The sequence below is a fragment of the Nonomuraea sp. SBT364 genome, assembly GCF_001083785.1.
GTDB lineage: Bacteria > Actinomycetota > Actinomycetes > Streptosporangiales > Streptosporangiaceae > Nonomuraea.
Map to the genome: position 1 here is coordinate 1 of NZ_LAVL01000164.1, position 18,092 is coordinate 18,092.

Genomic DNA, 18,092 nt, shown 5'->3' on the forward strand with positions numbered 1-18,092 from the left:
GTAGGCGATCAGCTCGCGCCGGCCGTCGTGGTGCTGGATGACGGCGAGGCGGTGCCCGTGCCGGGTGCGGCACTGGTGGACGATGCCGATGCCGGGGATCGTCGCCGGGGTGATCTCCATGTGGGTTTGCCTCCACTCGTGTCGGGTCGCGGGTCGGGGTGACCGGGTTCGCCGTGCCAGCGGGCCAGGCGGCCGCGGCGGCCGACGGCGCGCAGGCGGCGTTCGGCCGGCTCGCGGCTGGCGGCGGTGGCGACGATGAGCAGTTCGTCGCCTTCCCGCAGCCGCGTCTCGGGCGCGGGCACGAAGGTGGCCCGGTCGCGGATGACCAGGCTGATGACCGCGGGGGCGGGCAGCCGCAGCTCCCCGATCTCGACCCCGTGCAGCCGGGACCCGGCGGGCACGGTCAGCGTGAGCAGTTCGGCGTCGAGCACGTCCAGCGGCGCGGACTCGATGTCCACCTCCCTGGCCTGGTCCGGCTGGGTGACGCCGAGCACGCGCGCGAGCGCGGGCAGGGCGGGCCCTTGGATCAGGGTGAAGACGACGACCAGGACGAAGACGATGTTGAGCAGGTGCCCGCTGCCGGGTACCCCGGCGACGATGGGGAAGGTGGCCAGCACGATCGGCACGGCCCCGCGCAGTCCCGCCCAGGAGACGAACACCTGGTGCCGCCACGGCACCCGGAACGGGAGCAGGCCGGCGAGCACCGACACGGGCCGGGCCAGCAGCAGGAGCACGAGCCCCACGACGAGGGCGGGCAGCAGCGCGGCGGGCAGCTCGCTCGGGTCGACCAGCAGCCCGAGCATGACGAACAGGCCGATCTGCGCCAGCCAGCCGGCGCCTTCGGCGAAGGACCGGGTGGCGGCCCGATGCGGCAGCACGGCGTTGCCGAGCACGATCCCCGCCAGGTAGGCGGCCATGAACCCGGAGGCGTTCAAGGCTCCGGCGGCGGCGAAGGCGATGACGCCCAGCCCGAGCGTGGCCAGCGGGTACAGGCCGCTGGCCGGCAGCGCCACGTACCGCAGCGCGGCCACGCCGCCCCAGCCGGCGAGCAGCCCGACGGCCGCCCCGGCGGCGATCTGGTAGAGGACCTGCCCGCCGATCATCGAGACGTCGGGCACCCCGGCGGCGCTGCTGAAGACCAGCACCAGGATGACCGTCGGCGCGTCGTTGAACCCGGACTCGGCCTCCACCATCCCGGCCAGCCGCCGAGGCAGCGGCAGCGCCCGCAGGACCGCGAACACCGCGGCCGCGTCGGTGGAGGAGACGATGGCGCCGAGCAGCAGCGCGAGCTGCCGGTCGAGCCCGAGCAGCAGGTGGGCGCCGGCGGCGGTGACCAGCACGCTGACGGCCACGCCGACCGTGGCCAGCATGGCGGAGGGCGCCAGCAGCTTGCGCAGGTCCGTCCAGCGGGTGCTGAGCCCGCCCTCGACCAGGATGATCGCCAGCGCGCAGGTGCCGAGTGTCTGGGCGAGCTGGGCGTCGTCGAACCGGACGCCCAGCGCGTCCTCGCCGATGACCATGCCCAGCCCGAGGAACAGCAGCAGGCTGGGCAGGCCGAGCCGGCTGGCGGTGCGGGCCGCCGCGATGCCCGCCAGGAGCACGAGCCCCCCGGCGAGCAGCACGACGTAGAGCTCCGGCAGCGTCATCAGAGGAAGTACCGCAGCCAGACGTAGATCCAGGCCAGCACCGAGGTGAGGGCGGTGACGAGCAGCCCGTACCGGGTGAACTGCCAGAACGTGATCCGGTGCCCGGAGCGGGCGGCGATGCCGAGGGCGACCACGTTGGCGCTGGCCGCGACTGCGGTGCCGTTGCCGCCGAAGTCGGCGCCGAGGGCGAACGCCCACCACAGGGCCTGCCCGGTGGCCGCGTCGGGCGCCTGCGCCACCAGGCCTTCGACGATGGGGGCCATGGTGGCGACGTACGGGATGTTGTCGAAGAAGGCGCCGAGCACGGCCGAGCCGAACAGCAGTGAGGTCGCGGCGCCGAAGTAGTTGTCGCCGACGGCGCCGATCGCCCATGCGCCGACGGTGGCGATGACGCCGGTGTGCACGAGCCCGGCGACCATGACGAACAGTCCCATGAAGAACACCAGCGTGGGCCATTCGACCTCGCGCAGCGTCTCGGCGGTGTCGGCGCGGGCGACGAGCATCATCACGCCGGCGCCGACGAGCGCCACGATCGACGGCTCGACGTGCACCACGGCGTGCAGCCCGAACCCGATGACGACCAGCCCGAGCACGACGAGGCAGCGGGCGAGCAGGCGCGGGTCGGTGATGGCGCGCCGCTCCTGGAGGGCCATCACCTCGGCCACCCGTTCGGGGTGGTACTCGAACGACCTGCGGAACAGCACCCGCGTGAGCAGCAGGAACACCACGAAGACGACGATCACGACCGGCGCCATGTGCACGAGGAAGTCGTTGAACGTCAGGCCGGCCCGGCTGCCGATGATGATGTTGGGCGGATCCCCGATGAGCGTGGCCGCTCCCCCGATGTTGGAGGCGAGGACCTCGGCGATGAGGTACGGCTGGGCCGGGATGTGCAACCTGTCGCAGACCATCACGGTGACGGGTGCGACGAGCATGATCGTGGTGACGTTGTCCAGGAACGGCGAGGCGATCGCGGTGATGGCCATCAGCATGACCATGAGCCGGTACGGCCGCCCCTTCGACTTCTTCGCGGCCCAGATGGCCAGGAAGTCGAAGACGCCCGTCTGCTTGATGATCCCGACGATGACCATCATGCCGAAGAGCAGGAAGATGACGTTCCAGTCGATCCCCTCGTGCTCGGAGAAGAACACCTGCGCGCCGGGGATCAGCCCGAGCACCGCCATGAGCCCGGCGGCGACGAGCACCACCTTGACCTTGTTCACCTTCTCGGTGGCGATGAAGAAGAACGCCACCACGAAGACGGTCAGGGCGAGGGCACCGGTCATCGCGCACGCCCCGGCGGGCCGGTACGCTCCCGGGACGGCCGGTGTGATGATGATGACAGGTGAGACATGACGGTCCTCCATGAACAGGCGGGACTATCAAGTCTCGACAATCAGGGACGATCCGGACATCGGGTCTGACACCCATCTCCGCGGGTGGGCATCATGTAGGCGCGCGGGGCAAGGATGAGTGCTGACCCGGATGGACGGCCGGGCCGTCCGACGGCAAGGCTGGGGGCATGAGCGACCAACGGCGGAGCCCCGTGCAGGCGCTGTTCCGGCGGGTCATCGCGATCAATGGGCTGGTCTTCACGGCCGGGACTCTCGTGCTGGCGCTCTCCCCCGCCACCGTGTCGCCGCTGGTGCGGCTGACCGAGATCCCGGTGCTGATCGTCGGGCTGGCGCTGATCCTGGCCGCCAACGCGCTGCTGCTGCGCCGGAGCCTGGCCCCGCTCGGCGCGCTGACCGCGCTGATGCGGCGGGTCGACCTGCTGCGCCCCACCGACCGGCTGGCCGACAGCGGCAACGGCGACCTCGCCGACGTGGTGCGCACGTTCAACGCGATGCTCGACAGGCTGGAGGCCGAGCGGACGGCGGCCAGCGCGCACGCCCTGGCCGCGCAGGAGGGCGAGCGGCAGCGCATCGCCCGCGAACTGCACGACGAGATCGGCCAGAGCCTGACCGTCGTGCTGCTCGGCCTCAAGCGGACCGCCGACCGGGCCCCGGACGACCTGCGCGATGAGCTGCGCACGATCCAGGAGACGGTACGCTCCAGCCTGGACGAGGTGCGGCAGGTGGCCAGGCGGCTGCGGCCGGGCGTGCTGGAGGACCTCGGCCTGATCAGCGCGCTCAATGCGCTGGCCGCCGACTTCCCCGGCGTGCCGGTGACCCGCCGCCTCGACGCGCGGCTGCCGCCGCTGGGCGGTGAGGCCGAGCTGGTGCTCTACCGCATCGCGCAGGAGGGGCTGACCAACGTCGCCCGGCACGCGGGCGCGTCGCGGGTGGAGCTGTCGCTCGTCAGGCGGCCCGGCGGGGTGCTGCTGTCGATCGTGGACGACGGGCGCGGCGGTCCGATCCGCGAGAGCGCGGGCATCATCGGCATGCGTGAGCGCGCGCTGCTCATCGGCGCCCGCCTGACCATCGAGCATCCGCCCGAGGGCGGCACCGCCGTGCGCCTGGCCGTTCCGGTCGGGGAAGGGGACTGATCGAGCGTGACACCCACCCGTATCCTGCTCGCCGACGACCACGCCCTGGTACGCCAGGGCCTGCGGCTCATCCTGGACGCCGAGCCGGACCTGACGGTCGTGGCCGAGGCGGGCAACGGGGCCGAGGCCGTCGAGCTGGCCGGCGAGGGCGTCGACCTGGCCATCCTGGACATCGCGATGCCGCGCATGACCGGCATCCAGGCGGCCAGGGAGATCTCGCGGCGGTCGCCGGAGGTCCGGCTGCTCATGCTGTCGATGTACGACAACGAGCAGTACCTGTTCGAATCGCTCAGGGCCGGGGCGAGCGGCTACGTGCTCAAGTCGGTCGCCGACCGCGACCTGCTGGAGGCCTGCCGGGCCGCGATGCGCGGCGAGCCGTTCCTCTACCCGGGTGCGGTCACCGCGCTGATCCGCGACTACCTGCGGCGCGACGACCAGCGCGAGAGCCTGCCCGCCAGCCTCCTCACACCGCGCGAGGAGGAGATCGTCAAGCTCATCGCCGAAGGGCATTCCTCCAAGGAGATCGCCGATCTGCTCGTCATCAGCGTCAAGACCGTCGACCGGCACCGCGCCAACGTGCTCGCCAAGCTCGGCATGCGCGACCGCCTGGAGCTGACCAGGTACGCGATCCGGGCTGGGCTCATCGAACCCTGAGTTCGGGACGTCACATTTTCCGCCATTGACATCACCATAAATCGGCCAATACGTTTTGCGAAACGTTTCGACAAGCCAAACCGGGCCGGAGTGTGATGAGTTCGCTACGCGATGTGGCCGAGCGGGCGCGGGTCGCGGTCAGCACGGCCTCCGCCGCGCTGAACGGGACCCGCCCGGTGGCGGCGGCCACCAAGCGGCGGATCGAGCAGGCGGCGGCCGAGCTCGGCTACCGCCCGAACGTGCTGGCCCGCGGCCTGGTCAGCAAGCGCACGCGCATCCTGGCGCTGCTGTTCCCGGCCCCGCACAGCGGCTTCGGCCTGACCGAGATGCAGTTCGCCACCGCCGCCGCCGAGGCGGCCAAGGAACGCGGCTACCACCTGCTGCTCTCCCCCGAGCACGACGACCCCGTCGAGGAGCTGCGTTACCTGACCGGGCTGGGCCTGGTCGACGGCGTGCTCGTGATGGAGGTCAAGCTGGCCGACGAGCGGACCGAGTGGCTGGCGGAGGCCGGGGTGCCCTTCAGCATGATCGGCCGGACCGGCGAGCCGGACGCGGTGGACCACGCCGACATCGACTTCACCCGGATGGCCGCGGACGCCGTCGCGCACCTGGCCGGGCTCGGGCACCGCTCGATGGCGTTCTTCAACCACGCCATCGGCGCCTACTCGGCGCAGTACGGCCCGGCGATCCGGGCGGGCGCGGAGTTCGCCGCGGCGGCCGGCGAGGCCGGTCTCGGCTACGTGGGCGACCTGCGGGCCTCCACCGCCGACGAGGGGCGGGAGGCGTTCGAGCGGCTCGTGGCCGCGCACCCGGAGGTGACCGCGCTGGCCGTGATGAGCGACCAGGCGGCCGTCGGGGTGATCGCCGCCGTGGCCGAGCGCGGCTGGCAGATCCCCCGCGACCTGACCCTGATGCTGGTGCTGTCCTCGGCCCGGGTGGCCGAGATGTTCCATCCCCGGCTGACCACGCTGGAGCCGCCGAGCGCCGAGCTCGGCCGGCTGGGCGCGGGCATGCTCATCGACCGGCTGGAGGACGGCGACGGCGAACCCCGGCAGCGGCTGGTGCCCTGCCGGCTGGTGGTGGGCGACAGCTCCGCCACCCCCAGGAACCCCGAATCGGAGGCGGCGCGATGACCCGGCCCGGCATGCACTCCCTGACCGGCGGGCGCGGCCTGCTGTACGGCGGCGACTACAACCCCGAGCAGTGGCCGGAGGAGGTCTGGCAGGAGGACGTCGAGCTGATGAAGGCGGCCGGGGTCAACCTGGTCACCGTCGGCGTGTTCAGCTGGGCGCGGATCGAGCCGGAGCCCGGCGCGCGGGACTTCGGCTGGCTGGACCGGGTGCTCGACCTGCTGGCCGGCGCCGGGATCGCGGCCGACCTGGCCACGCCGACGGCCTCGCCGCCGCCGTGGATGGGGCACCGGTGGCCGGAGACGCTGCCGGTGGACGAGTCGGGGCACCGGCTCTGGTACGGGGCGCGCAACCAGTTCTGCGCGTCGTCGCCGGTCTACCGGGAGCGGGCGCTGGCGCTGGTGACGGACCTGGCCGACCGCTACGCCGGGCATCCGGCGCTGGCGATGTGGCACGTGGGCAACGAGTACGGCCAGTTCTGCCACTGCGACGACGCGGCCGCCGCGTTCCGCGCGTGGCTGCGGGAGCGCTACGGCGACCTGGACGCGCTCAACGAGGCGTGGGGCACCACGTTCTGGAGCCAGCGCTACAGCGAGTGGGACGAGATCATCACCCCCCGGCGCGCGCCGTACATCATCAACCCGTCCCAGCAGCTCGACTACCGGCGGTTCGGCTCCGACGAACTGCTCGCGCACTTCCGCGCCGAGCGTGACGTGCTGCGCGCCCGCACCCCGGACATCCCGATCACCACCAACTTCATGGGCTTCTTCAAACCCGTCGACTACTGGTCGTGGGCGCCGGAGGAGGACGTGGTCTCCAACGACTACTACCCGGACCCGGCCGACCCGCAGGCGGCGGTGCGCGCGGCGCTGACCCACGACCTGATGCGCGGCCTGGCCGGCGGGCGGCCGTGGATGCTGATGGAGCAGGCCACGACGGGCGTCAACTGGCGCCCGCACAACCTGCCCAAGCCGCCCGGCCAGATGCGGCTGGAGTCGCTGCAGGCGGTGGCGCGCGGCTCGGACGGCTCGTGCTACTTCCAGTGGCGGGCCTCGCGGTTCGGCGCCGAGCGCTTCCACGCGGCGATGGTGCCGCACGCCGGGCCGGACACGCGGCTGCACGCCGAGGTCCGCGCGCACGGCGCCGACCTGCGCAGGCTGGCCTCCGTGGCGGGCACCCCGGTGGAGTCGCGGGTCGCGCTGGTGCACGACTGGCCGAGCTGGTGGGCGCTGGAGGAGCGGGGCCGGCCGAGCGACCGGATCGACCCGGTCGAGCGGCTGCTGGAGCACTACCGGCCGCTGTGGGAGCGCGGGGTGAGCGTGGACGTCGTCCCGCCCTCCGCCGACCTGTCCGGCTACGCGCTGGTCCTGGTGCCGAACCTCTACCTGATCAGCGACCGCGACGCCGCCTCGCTCACCGCGTACGTGCGCGGCGGCGGCGTGCTCATGGTCGGGCCGTTCTCCGGGGTCGTCGACCCTCGGGCGCACGTCCGTACCGGCCGCTTCCCCGCGCCGCTGCGCGAGGTGCTGGGCGCGTCGGGCGAGGAGTGGCGGCCCGCCGGCGGGCCGATCACCTGCCGCTGGGCCGGCGGCGCCGAGTTCGCCGCGCACACCTGGACCGAGCTCGTGCGCGCCGAAGGCGCCGAGACGGTCGCGAGCTTCGCGAGTGGTGAGCCGGCCGTCCTGCGGCACGCGTACGGCGAGGGGACCGCCTGGTATCTGGCGACGCTGCCCGAGCCCGGCGCGCTGGCCGAGCTGACCGACCGGCTGCTCGCCGACGCGGGCGTCACCGGGGCGCTGCCCGAGCTGCCGCCCGGCGTCGAGGCGGTACGGCGCGGCCCCGTCCTGTTCCTGCTCAACCATGGCGGCGACACCGTGCGTGTGCCGGTTCCCGCCCCGTCCGAGGACCTGCTCACCGGGTCCGCCCCGGACGGCCACGTCATCCTCGCCCCCCGGGATGTCGTGGCACTGCGTTCCACCCACCTAGGAGATTGACCGTGCGTAGAAGAACTTTCCTCACCTCGACCGCGGCGATGCTGCTGCTGTCGGCCTGCGGGGGCAACGGCGACGACGAGAGCGCCGCCCCGGCCGCCTCCCCCATCGGCGGTGACGAGAACGCCGCCGCCACGCTGACGTTCTGGGCGTGGGCGGAGAACATCCAGCGGGTCGTCGACCTGTGGAACCAGAAGAACCCCACCCAGAAGGTGACGCTCAGCGGCCAGGCGGCAAGCGACGAGCTGACCGCCAAGTTCCTCACCGCGGTGAAGGCCGGCAACGCGCCCGACATCATCCAGGCCGAGTACCAGACGCTGCCGACGCTCATCACCAACAACGCCCTCCAGGACCTGACCAGCGCGGTGGCCGACGTCAAGTCCGCGTTCGCCGAGGGCACCTGGAACCTGACCTCCTTCGGCGGCGCCACGTACGCCATCCCGCAGGACGTCGGGCCGATGATGCTCTTCTACCGGGCCGACATCTTCGAGGACCTGGGCCTGAAGGTGCCCGCGACCTGGGAGGAGTTCGGCGCGCTGGCCGAGACCGTGCGCAAGAAGGACGACAAGCGCTACCTGACCACGTTCTCCCCCGGCGACGCGGGCTGGCTGGCGGGCTTCGCCCAGCAGGCCGGCGCGAACTGGTGGACGAACCAGGGCGGCAAGTGGACGGTCGCCATCGACGACGAGGCCACCCGCAAGATGCTCACCTTCTGGGGCGAGCTGGTCAACGCGGGCACGCTGCTCGGCGACCCGATGTACACGCCGCAGTGGAACAGCCAGATGAACGACGGCACGATCATCGCCTGGCCGAGCGCCGTGTGGGGGTCGGGCATCCTCGCGGGCGTCGCGCCCTCCAGCAAGGGCAAGTGGAAGATGGCCCCGCTGCCGCAGTGGACCGCGGGTGAGCAGGTCACCGGCTTCTGGGGCGGCTCCTCCACCGCCGTCGCCGCCTCCTCCAAGCAGAAGGCGCAGGCGGCCAAGTTCGCCAAGTGGATGAACACCGACCCCGAGGCGCTGAAGATCCTCATCGAGATCGGCCTCTACCCGTCGGCCACCGCCGGGCAGACCTCCGACGGCCTGAGCGCCGCGCCCGAGTACATGACGAGCCAGCCCGACTACTACGAGTCCGCCGCCGCCATCGCCCAGACGGCCCGCGGCTTCAGCGGCTGGGGTCCCAACACCAACGTCACCTACGGCGCCTGGGAGGACCTGATGCCGACCGCGGTGAAGGACAAGGCCGACTTCGCCGCCGTCGCCACCAAGGTCCAGGAGGCGAGCGTCGCTGACCTCAAGAAGCAGGGCTACGAGGTCGCCTGAGCCGGTTGGAGCGTTCCAGTCCCATGTCAAGCTTCAAACGCAAGGCGGCGCCGTACCTGATGACGGCTCCGGCCGTGGTGCTGTTCGTCTTCTTCATCCTGGTGCCGATCGGTTACGCGATCTGGCTGAGCCTGCACGCCATGCGCGTGCGCGGCGCCGGGTTCGGCATCCGCACCGAGGTGTTCGTCGGCCTGGAGAACTACGTCGACGCCCTCATGGACTCGGCGTTCTTCGAGTCGCTGCAGCGGATGCTGCTCTACGGCGTCATCATGGTGCCCGCCACCATGGGACTGGCGCTGCTGTTCGCCCTGCTGCTGGACGCGCCCCGGGTGGGCGGCAAGCGGGCCTCGCGCATCACGATCTTCCTGCCGTACGCGGTGCCGGGCGTGATCGCCAGCCTGCTGTGGGGGTTCATCTACCTGCCCGCGGTCAGCCCGGTCACCAGCGCGCTGAAGACGTTCGGGCTGCCGGCCGCCGACTTCTTCGGTGACGTGTCGATCTACTTCTCGATCGCCAACATCGCCGTGTGGGGCTCGGTCGGCTTCAACATGGTCGTGCTGTACACGACGCTGCGGGCCATCCCCAAGGAGCTGTACGACGCGGCCCGGCTCGACGGGTGCGCCGAGTGGCAGATCGCCCTGAAGATCAAGATTCCGCTGCTGCGCCCGGCCCTGGTCATGACCTCGGTGTTCACGCTGATCGGCATGCTGCAGGTCTACAGCGAGCCGGCCACGCTGCGGCCCATGACCAACACGATCACGCAGGACTGGGTGCCGCTGATGCGCGTCTACCAGCAGGCGTTCGTGGAGAACGACATCTACCTGGGCGCCGCCACGTCCGTGCTGCTGGCCGGCGCGACCGTGCTGCTGTCGCTCGGCGCGCTCGGCGTCTTCAGGGTGCGCAACGCGAGGAGTGCGGGATGAGGCCCCGGAGCAAGATCCTGCCCACCGCCGTGCTGGCGCTCGGCGGCGTGTACGCGGTGCTGCCGCTGCTGTGGGTGGTGTTCGCCTCGACGAAGACCTCCGAGGAGCTGTTCACCACGTTCTCGGGGTGGCCGAGCTTCAACGGCGGCCTCACCGGCAACCTGTCCGCGCTCAACGACTACGGCGACGGCCGGTTCTGGCTGTGGATGCTCAACAGCCTGATCTACGCGGGCGGCGGTGCGCTGCTGACCGTCGTGGTGTCGGCGGCGGCCGGGTACGCGCTGGCCAAGTACCGCTTCGCCGGGCAGCGGCTGATCTTCGGGGCGCTGCTGGCGGGCGTGCTGGTGCCGCAGATCACGCTGGCGATCCCGCAGTACCTGCTGCTGTCGGAGGCCGGGCTGGTCGGCACGTACTGGTCGGTCATCCTGCCCAGCGTGATCAGCCCGTACAGCATCTACCTGTGCCGGATCTACGCCGACGCGGCGGTGCCGGACGAGGTGCTGGAGGCCGGGCGGGTCGACGGGGCCGGCGAGTTCAAGCTGCTGTGGTCGGTGGCCGCGCCGATCATGACGCCGGGGCTGGTGACGGTGTTCCTGCTGCAGTTCATCGCGATCTGGAACAACTTCCTGCTGCCCTACATCATGCTGGCCAACGACGACCTGTTCCCGCTGACCGTGGGGCTCTACTCGCTGCTCAACCGGGGCGCCTCGCAGCCCGCCCTCTACACGCTGGTGATCACCGGGTCGCTGCTGTCGATCATTCCCATCGTCGCGCTGTTCCTGTTCCTGCAGCGCTTCTGGCGGCTGGATCTCGTCGCGGGCAGCGTCAAGGGCTGACCTTTCTCAGAAACGGATGACATGAAGTTCAAGGACGGCTACTGGCGGATGCGTCCGGGCACGCGGGGCGCGTACGCGCACGCGGCCCACGACGTGACCGCGGACGCCGCGACGCTCCGGGTGCTGGCCCCCACCAGGCCGATCACCCGCCGCGGCGACACCATCGACGGCCCGGTGCTGCGCGTGGACCTCTCGTCCCCGATGCCGGAGGTGATCCGCGTACGCGTGGTGCACTTCGCCGGGTCGGTGCCGGACGCGCCCGCCTTCACCGTGGCCGACGAGGCTCCGCCGGTCCGGGTCGACGCCGGGGAGGCGTCGCTGACCAGCGGCTCCCTGAAGGTCACGGTGAGCCGGGAGGCGCCCTGGGAGATGGTCTTCAGCGCCGGCGGCCGCGAGCTGACCCGCAGCGGCGCCAAGTGCCTGGGCCTGGTGGAGGACCCCGACGACCGGCACTTCATGGTCGAGCAGCTCGGCCTGGGCGCCGGCGAGCTGGTGTACGGGCTCGGCGAGCGGTTCGGCGCGCTGGTGCGCAACGGGCAGACGGTCGACATCTGGAACGACGACGGCGGCACCAGCAGTGAGATGGCCTACAAGAACGTCCCGTTCTACCTGACCAACCGGGGTTACGGGGTGTTCGTCAACCATCCTGGCCGGGTCTCGTTCGAGGTCGGGTCGGAGACGGTGTCGCGGGTGCAGTTCAGCGCCGAGGGCCACGACCTGGAGTACCTGGTCATCCACGGGCCGACCCCGGCGGAGATCCTGCGCCGCTACACCGCGCTGACCGGCCGCCCGGCGCTGCCCCCGGCCTGGTCGTTCGGGCTGTGGCTGTCCACCTCGTTCACCACCGACTACGACGAGGCGACCGTGACCTCGTTCGTGGACGGGATGGCCGAGCGCGACCTGCCGCTGAGCGTGTTCCACTTCGACTGCTTCTGGATGCGGCAGTTCCGCTGGTGCGACTTCGAGTGGGACCCGGAGGTGTTCCCGGACCCGGCGGGCATGCTCAAGCGGCTGAAGGAGCGCGGGCTGAAGATCAGCCTGTGGCTGAACCCGTACATCGGGCAGGCGTCGGCGCTGTTCGACGAGGGGAAGGCGGCGGGCCACCTGCTGCGCCGCCCCGACGGGACCGTGTGGCAGGACGACCACTGGCAGGCGGGCCGGGCGCTGGTGGACTTCACCTCGCCGGCGGCTCGCGAGTGGTACGCGGACAAGCTGCGCGGGCTGCTCGACATGGGCGTGGACGCGTTCAAGACCGACTTCGGCGAGCGCATCCCGACGGACGTGGTGTACGCCGACGGGTCCGACCCGGAGCGGATGCACAACTACTACAGCCTGCTCTACAACCAGACGGTGCACGACGTGCTGGCCGAGCGGCGCGGGGCGGCCGAGGCCGTGCTGTTCGCCCGCTCGGCGACCGTCGGCGGGCAGCGGCTGCCGGTGCACTGGGGCGGCGACTGCGAGTCGACGTTCGAGGCGATGCTGGAGAGCCTGCGCGGCGGGCTGTCGCTGGGCATGGCCGGGTTCGGCTTCTGGAGCCACGACATCGGCGGCTTCGAGGGGCGTCCCGACCCGGCGGTGTTCAAGCGGTGGGTGGCGTTCGGGCTGCTGTCGTCGCACAGCCGGCTGCACGGCAGCAAGTCCTACCGGGTGCCGTGGCTGTTCGACGAGGAGTCGGTGGACGTGCTGCGCTCGTTCACCCGGCTGAAGGCGCGGCTCATGCCCTACCTGTACGGCACGGCGGTGCGGGCGAGCCAGGAGGGCATGCCGGTCATGCGGGCCATGCAGCTGGAGTTCCCGCAGGACCGGGGGTGCGAATACCTGGACGCGCAGTACATGCTCGGGCCCGACCTGCTGGTGGCGCCGGTCTTCTCCAGTTCGGGCGACATTTCGTACTACGTTCCGGAGGGCACCTGGACACGGCTGCTCGGCGGCGGCACCGTCGAGGGGCCCGGCTGGCGCACCGAGCAGCACGGGTTCGACAGCCTGCCGCTGCTGGTGCGGCCCGGCGCGGTGATCGCGACCGGCGCCCGCGAGGACCGGCCCGACTACGACTACGCCGACGGCGTCACGCTGACCGCCTACCGCCTGGCCGACGGCGACCGCCGGACGGTCACCGTCCCGACGACCACCGGCGACGCGGGCGCGGTGTTCGAGGTGACGCGCACCGGCGACCGGGTGCGCGCCAGGCGCGTCGACGGCGCGGCGGCCCGCTGGAACCTCCTGCTCTCCGGCGTCACCGAGGTCGCCGGAGTCACCGGCGGCACGCCCGGCGTCACACCCTCGGGTGTGCGCGTCGCCGCCGGCGGCGACACTGATCAGATCGAGATCATCCTGACCACCGAGGAGTGACCCCCCATGCCAAACTTCCCCGACAACTTCCTCTGGGGCACGGCCACGGCCGCCTACCAGGTCGAGGGCGCCTGGAACGAGGACGGCCGCGGCCCGTCGATCTGGGACACCTTCTCCCACACGCCGGGCCTGGTGGCCAACGGCGACACCGGTGACGTCGCCTGCGACCACTACCACCGCCTCGACGAGGACCTGGACATCCTCGCCGGGCTCGGCGTGGGCGCCTACCGGTTCTCCATCTCGTGGCCGCGCGTGCTGCCCGGCGGCGGCGACCGGCTCAACCAGGCCGGGCTCGACTTCTACTCCCGGCTGGTCGACGGGCTGCTCGACCGCGGCATCGCCCCCGTGGCCACGCTCTACCACTGGGACCTGCCCCAGGAGCTGGAGGACGCCGGCGGCTGGCCGGCCCGCGACACCGCGCTGCGGTTCGGCGAGTACGCGCGGCGCATGGGCGAGGCGCTCGGCGACCGGGTGCGGACCTGGATCACGCTGAACGAGCCGTGGTGCTCGGCCTACCTCGGCTACGCCTCCGGCGTGCACGCCCCGGCCCGCACCGAACCGGCCGCCGCGCTGGCCGCGCTGCACCACCTCAACCTCGGTCACGGCCTGGCCGCCCGCGCGCTGCGCGAGGTGATCCCGGCCGACGCGCAGATCTCGGTGACGCTCAACCTGCACCACGCCCGCGGCGTGTCCGAGCGCGACGCCGAAGCGGTGCGCCGCATCGACGCGCTGGCCAACCGGGCCTTCCTCGGCCCGATGCTGGACGGCGCCTACCCGCGTGACCTCATCGACGACACCGCGTCGGTGACCGACTGGTCGTTCGTGCGCGACGGCGACGAGGCCACCGCCGCCGCGCCGCTGGACCTGCTGGGGGTCAACTACTACAACCCGATCCTGGTACGCCAGTGGGACGGGGTCAGCGAGCGCGACACGGCCGACGGCCACGCGGACGGCACGGCGTCCCCGTGGATCGCCTGCGAGGACGTCGAGTTCGTCCGCCAGCCCGGCCCGTACACCGAGATGGGCTGGAACATCGACGAGACCGGCCTGACGGAGCTGCTGCTGCGCCTGCACCGCGACTACCCGTCGCTGCCGGTCATGATCACCGAGAACGGCGCGGCGTTCCCGGACCCGGTCGGCGCCGACGGGCGCGTGCACGACGCCGACCGCGTCGACTACCTGCACCGGCACCTGACGGCCGTCCTGGAGGCCGTCAAGGGCGGCGCCGACGTGCGGGGCTACTTCCTGTGGTCGCTGATGGACAACTTCGAGTGGGCGCACGGGTACGCCAAGCGCTTCGGCGTCATCCGCGTCGACCGCGACACGATGGAGCGCAGCTGGAAGGACAGCGCCCACTGGTACAAGGACGTGGTCGCGGCCAACGGCCTGTGACCCCCGCCGGGGCCCGCCCGGTCAGCAGTCGACGGTGATCTCGTTCGACACCTCGACGAGCGGGTCCTGGCCCACCCAGATGGGCAGGTAGTGGATCGTCCGGTAGGTGTGCGTGCCGGTGCCCTTGCACAGATAGGTCACCGGCACCTCCAGCCCGCCGTCGTGCAGCGGGATCTCCGCCATCGTCTGCCAGCCGGCCGGGTTCTCCCGCTGGACGGCCAGATAGCTGGTCTGCGGCCCGCACCCGATCCGGGCTCCGGAGCCCTTGATGAAGACGTCGTCCAGCTCGGTCGTCCCGACGTACAGCCCGCAGTCCACCGCCGCCTGCGCGGGCGAGGTCAGGGGCACGGTCAGGGTGAAGGGAATCGCCGCGACGGCGCTCAGCAGCGCCGTCAGGGCCCGCTTGCGGATGGTCATCCTGCCTCCTCGTTCGGCCGTTCGGCCCGAGCGTAGGAGCCGCCCCTTTCGCCGCCCTTTGGAACCGCTGTGGACGCCGGGCTTCAGCCCGTCAGCAGTTCCACCGTGCCGCGTTCGCCGTCCACCCGGATCCGGTCGCCGTCGCGCAGGCGCATGGTGGCGTTGCCGGTGCCGACCACGGCGGGGATGCCCAGCTCGCGGGCCACGATCGAGGCGTGCGACAGCGGCGCGCCCATGTCGGTCACCACGGCGGCGGCACGCGGGAACATGGGCGTCCAGCCGACGTTCGTGAGCGTGGTCACCAGGATCTCGCCGGGCTTGAGCCGGTCGCCGTCCTCCGGGCCCGACAGCACCCGGGCCACGCCCTCGACGACGCCGGGAGCGCCGGGGAAGCCGGTGACTGTGTCACTGACCGGCGCGCCGCCGCCGCGCGCGTCGTACAGGTCGGCGCGCCGGTCCGGGTCGGCCGCCCAGCGGACCGGGTCGAACCGGCCCACGATGAGCACCGGGTACGGCGGCAGCGCCGCGTACCGCTCGTAGGTGGCGCGCCGGACCGGGACCCGTTCCAGCGCGGCGACGTCGCCGCCGAGCACCGCGAGGATCTCCGCCAGCTCCAGGAAGAACAGCTCGTCCCCGTGCCCGGTGAGCTCCCCGGCCCGCACCACGAAGGCGCGCAGCACCCAGAACGCCCGGATGACCTCCGATCGCGTGGCCTCCCGGTCGCGCACCACCGCGTTCCACCGGCGCACCTTGGCCCGCGTCCTGGCGAGCTTGCGCGGGTAGCGCTCGGCGAAGCGGGCCCAGGCGGCCTCGCGGGCCTGTTCCTGGCGGGCGAGCAGCGCCCGGGTGTCCTCTCGCAGGTCGCGCAGCCCGGCGAGCTGGGCGTCGATCCAGCCGGGGTCCTCGCCCGGCCGCGGCATCGACACCTCGAACTCGTGCGGCCCGCGATGGCCGTAGGCGCGGGCGAACTCGTCCCTGGTGATCTCGCCCCTGGCCAGCCGGCCGAGCCCGGTCAGCAGGCCGAGGCTGGCCAGCTCGCCGTCGCTGTTGACGCCGGTCAGCATGGCCTCGGCGTCGACGTCGCCCATCATCCTGCGCAGGTTGTCGCGGGTGTAGACGAGCGCGGAGCCGCCCTGCCGCCCGGCGGCCTCCAGCATGCGGCAGGCGGTGGCGAAGTACGGCTCGATCTCGCGGGACCACAGCGCGGCCAGCTCTGCGGGCGTGGCGGTGGCGGCGATCCGGCCGCGCAGCTCCTCGCCCCGCTGCGCGGCGCCGGCCAGGAACCCGGGCATGCCCTTGAGATGCTCGCTCACCCGCTTGCGGATCGTCAGCGCCATCGGGACGACCGCCTTGATGATCGCCCATCGGGACACCTTGAGCATGGGCGGCTCCAGCCCGGCCGGCACCTTGCCGAACACCTGCTCCACCGCGCCGAGCCTGCCCGACATGCCGAGCGCGCGGGCGACGGAGAAGGTCACGCTGAGGTTCATGTAGAAGCGGCCGCCGATGTTGCCGACCAGGTCGAAGCCGGGCAGTGTGGACGCCGACATCGCCTCATGGATGAACATGCGCACGAACGACCAGGTCGCGGGCGTCATCACGTCGGGGATGGCCTCGCCGAGGTTGCCGCCGGTCCACAGGTAGTCGCCCTTGAGGCTGTCGTTCCACTCCTCCACCTGCGGCTTGACGCCGGTGACCGGGCGCGCCTGGACGATCGCGAACGCGCCGTCGCGCCGGACCCACTCCACGTCCATGGGCGTGCCGTACAGCTCCTGCACCCGCGCGCCGAGCGCGGCCAGCTCGACGGCCTGCGGCCCGTCGAGCACGGCCACCCTGCGCAGGTCCCCGGGGACCGGCCGCTCCTCGGTGCCGCCGTCGGTGCGCACGGTCATCACGGCCTTGTCCCCGGTACGCGCCTGCGTCACCTCGCCCGCGCTCACCACGACCGTGTCGGGCGTCACCTGACCGCCCACGACCGCCTCGCCGAGCCCCCAGGAGGCGTTGATCACGGTCTCGCCGAGTGCCCCGGTGACGGGGTTGGCGGTGAACATGACGCCCGCCGCGTCGGCGTCGACCAGCTCCTGGACGACCACGGCCAGCGCCACGTCGTCGTGCGGGACGCCGTTCTGGTCGCGGTAGGCGATCGCGCGGGCGTTCCACAGCGAGGCCCAGCACCGCTTGACGGCGTCGAGCAGGGCGTCGCCTCGGATGTTGAGATAGGTGTCCTGCTGCCCGGCGAACGACATGTCCGGCAGGTCCTCGGCCGTGGCCGACGACCGGACGGCCACGGGCACGTCGTCGCCCAGCGCGTCGTACGCGGCCCGGATCTCGGCGGCGAAGTGCGCGGGGACGTCGTGGCGGGCGAACAGCGCCGCGACGCCGGCCGGATCGCCCGGGTCGATCTCGTCGCGGAAGGCCGACACGAACGCGCGGTAGGCGTCGGTGGTGATGTGGAAACCGCCGGGGACGGGCAGCCCCGCCCTGGTCAGCTTCGCCAGGGACGCGCCCTTCCCGCCCGCTGTCGCGAGGTCGGCGGCGGCATCGTCGAAAGGCAGTACGGCCCTCACGTCACACGCTCCTCAAGGCCGAGGGAGGCCGCGAGCTTGCCGCGGGCGATCTCCTCGACGGTGTCGAGATAGTCAAGGGTGGCGCGGGCGATCGCGGCGGCGTCGCCGACCGGCCCGTCCGCGCTGAGCGCCCGGTCGGCGGTGTCCGCGATCAGCTCCGCGAGCCGGTCGGCGGGCAGCGGCTCGGGCATCATCGGCTGCGAGATCAGGAACCCGTAGAGCACCGACCCGACGACCGCGAGCCGCTCGGGCCCCGCCGGTCCGGCCCGGAGCGCGCCCTGCCGGTCCAGCTTGCCGAAATAGTCCTCGAAGGCGTCGGTGAGCAGCGGCGCCGCCGGGATGTCCGGTTTCTGCGCGCGAAGCTTGCCCAGCACCTCGCG

The 18,092-nt window shown here is 72.1% G+C and carries 14 protein-coding genes; 9 read left to right on the forward strand and 5 right to left on the reverse strand.

The genetic code is table 11. The annotated features are described in order from the left end of the window. Window positions 1–8: 8 nt before the first annotated feature. Together ADY59_RS39465 and ADY59_RS39470 are read right to left on the reverse strand one after the other, a co-directional pair. Window positions 9–1,646: a potassium/proton antiporter gene (locus ADY59_RS39465; protein WP_082310745.1), complete on the reverse strand. Its 1,638-nt coding sequence runs from the start codon at window positions 1,644–1,646 to the stop codon at window positions 9–11. Further along, window positions 1,646–2,932, reverse strand: a complete 1,287-nt coding sequence (locus ADY59_RS39470) for an SLC13 family permease (RefSeq protein WP_049573941.1) — start codon at window positions 2,930–2,932, stop codon at window positions 1,646–1,648. Before ADY59_RS39470 ends, ADY59_RS39465 begins: the two co-directional genes overlap by 1 nt. A 236-nt stretch (window positions 2,933–3,168) precedes the next feature. Here ADY59_RS39470 and ADY59_RS39475 point away from each other — a divergent pair, with 236 nt between their 5' ends. The 9 genes from ADY59_RS39475 to ADY59_RS39515 all read left to right on the forward strand — a co-directional run bounded on the left by ADY59_RS39475 (window position 3,169) and on the right by ADY59_RS39515 (window position 14,728). Next, complete coding sequence (locus ADY59_RS39475; protein ID WP_049573944.1) at window positions 3,169–4,134, forward strand: sensor histidine kinase; 966 nt, start codon at window positions 3,169–3,171, stop codon at window positions 4,132–4,134. Window positions 4,135–4,140: 6 nt separating this feature from the next. Further along, complete coding sequence (locus ADY59_RS39480; protein WP_049573948.1) at window positions 4,141–4,788, forward strand: response regulator; 648 nt, start codon at window positions 4,141–4,143, stop codon at window positions 4,786–4,788. Window positions 4,789–4,883: 95 nt separating this feature from the next. After that, on the forward strand, window positions 4,884–5,921 hold the full coding sequence (locus ADY59_RS39485; protein WP_049573951.1) for a LacI family DNA-binding transcriptional regulator: 1,038 nt from the start codon (window positions 4,884–4,886) through the stop codon (window positions 5,919–5,921). An 11-nt stretch (window positions 5,922–5,932) separates the two neighbouring features. Continuing rightward, complete coding sequence (locus ADY59_RS39490) at window positions 5,933–7,912, forward strand: beta-galactosidase (RefSeq protein WP_231619112.1); 1,980 nt, start codon at window positions 5,933–5,935, stop codon at window positions 7,910–7,912. Between the two features lie 2 nt (window positions 7,913–7,914). Further along, window positions 7,915–9,228 carry an ABC transporter substrate-binding protein gene (locus tag ADY59_RS39495; RefSeq protein WP_049573956.1) on the forward strand — a complete coding sequence of 438 codons (1,314 nt, stop codon included), beginning with the start codon at window positions 7,915–7,917 and terminating at the stop codon, window positions 9,226–9,228. A gap of 23 nt (window positions 9,229–9,251) precedes the next feature. Then, on the forward strand, window positions 9,252–10,151 hold the full coding sequence (locus tag ADY59_RS39500) for a carbohydrate ABC transporter permease (protein ID WP_049573960.1): 900 nt from the start codon (window positions 9,252–9,254) through the stop codon (window positions 10,149–10,151). Continuing rightward, window positions 10,148–10,987, forward strand: a complete 840-nt coding sequence (locus ADY59_RS39505) for a carbohydrate ABC transporter permease (RefSeq protein WP_049573963.1) — start codon at window positions 10,148–10,150, stop codon at window positions 10,985–10,987. Before ADY59_RS39500 ends, ADY59_RS39505 begins: the two co-directional genes overlap by 4 nt. Before the next feature lie 21 nt (window positions 10,988–11,008). Further along, window positions 11,009–13,336, forward strand: a complete 2,328-nt coding sequence (gene yicI / locus ADY59_RS39510; protein WP_049573966.1) for an alpha-xylosidase — start codon at window positions 11,009–11,011, stop codon at window positions 13,334–13,336. Window positions 13,337–13,342: 6 nt separating this feature from the next. Beyond that, window positions 13,343–14,728, forward strand: coding sequence for a GH1 family beta-glucosidase (locus ADY59_RS39515; protein WP_049573968.1), 1,386 nt, complete (start codon window positions 13,343–13,345; stop codon window positions 14,726–14,728). Between the two features lie 21 nt (window positions 14,729–14,749). Here ADY59_RS39515 and ADY59_RS39520 read toward each other — a convergent pair whose 3' ends face one another. From ADY59_RS39520 to ADY59_RS39530, 3 genes are all read right to left on the reverse strand, one after another. Beyond that, entirely contained in the window at window positions 14,750–15,145 is a 396-nt protein-coding gene (locus ADY59_RS39520) for a hypothetical protein (RefSeq protein ID WP_049573971.1), read from the reverse strand. Window positions 15,146–15,228: 83 nt separating this feature from the next. Next, window positions 15,229–17,712, reverse strand: a complete 2,484-nt coding sequence (locus tag ADY59_RS39525; protein ID WP_049573973.1) for a PEP/pyruvate-binding domain-containing protein — start codon at window positions 17,710–17,712, stop codon at window positions 15,229–15,231. Then, the coding region (locus tag ADY59_RS39530) for a hypothetical protein (RefSeq protein WP_231619113.1) at window positions 17,709–18,092 on the reverse strand (384 nt) is incomplete at its 5' end. The genes ADY59_RS39530 and ADY59_RS39525, both read right to left, overlap by 4 nt.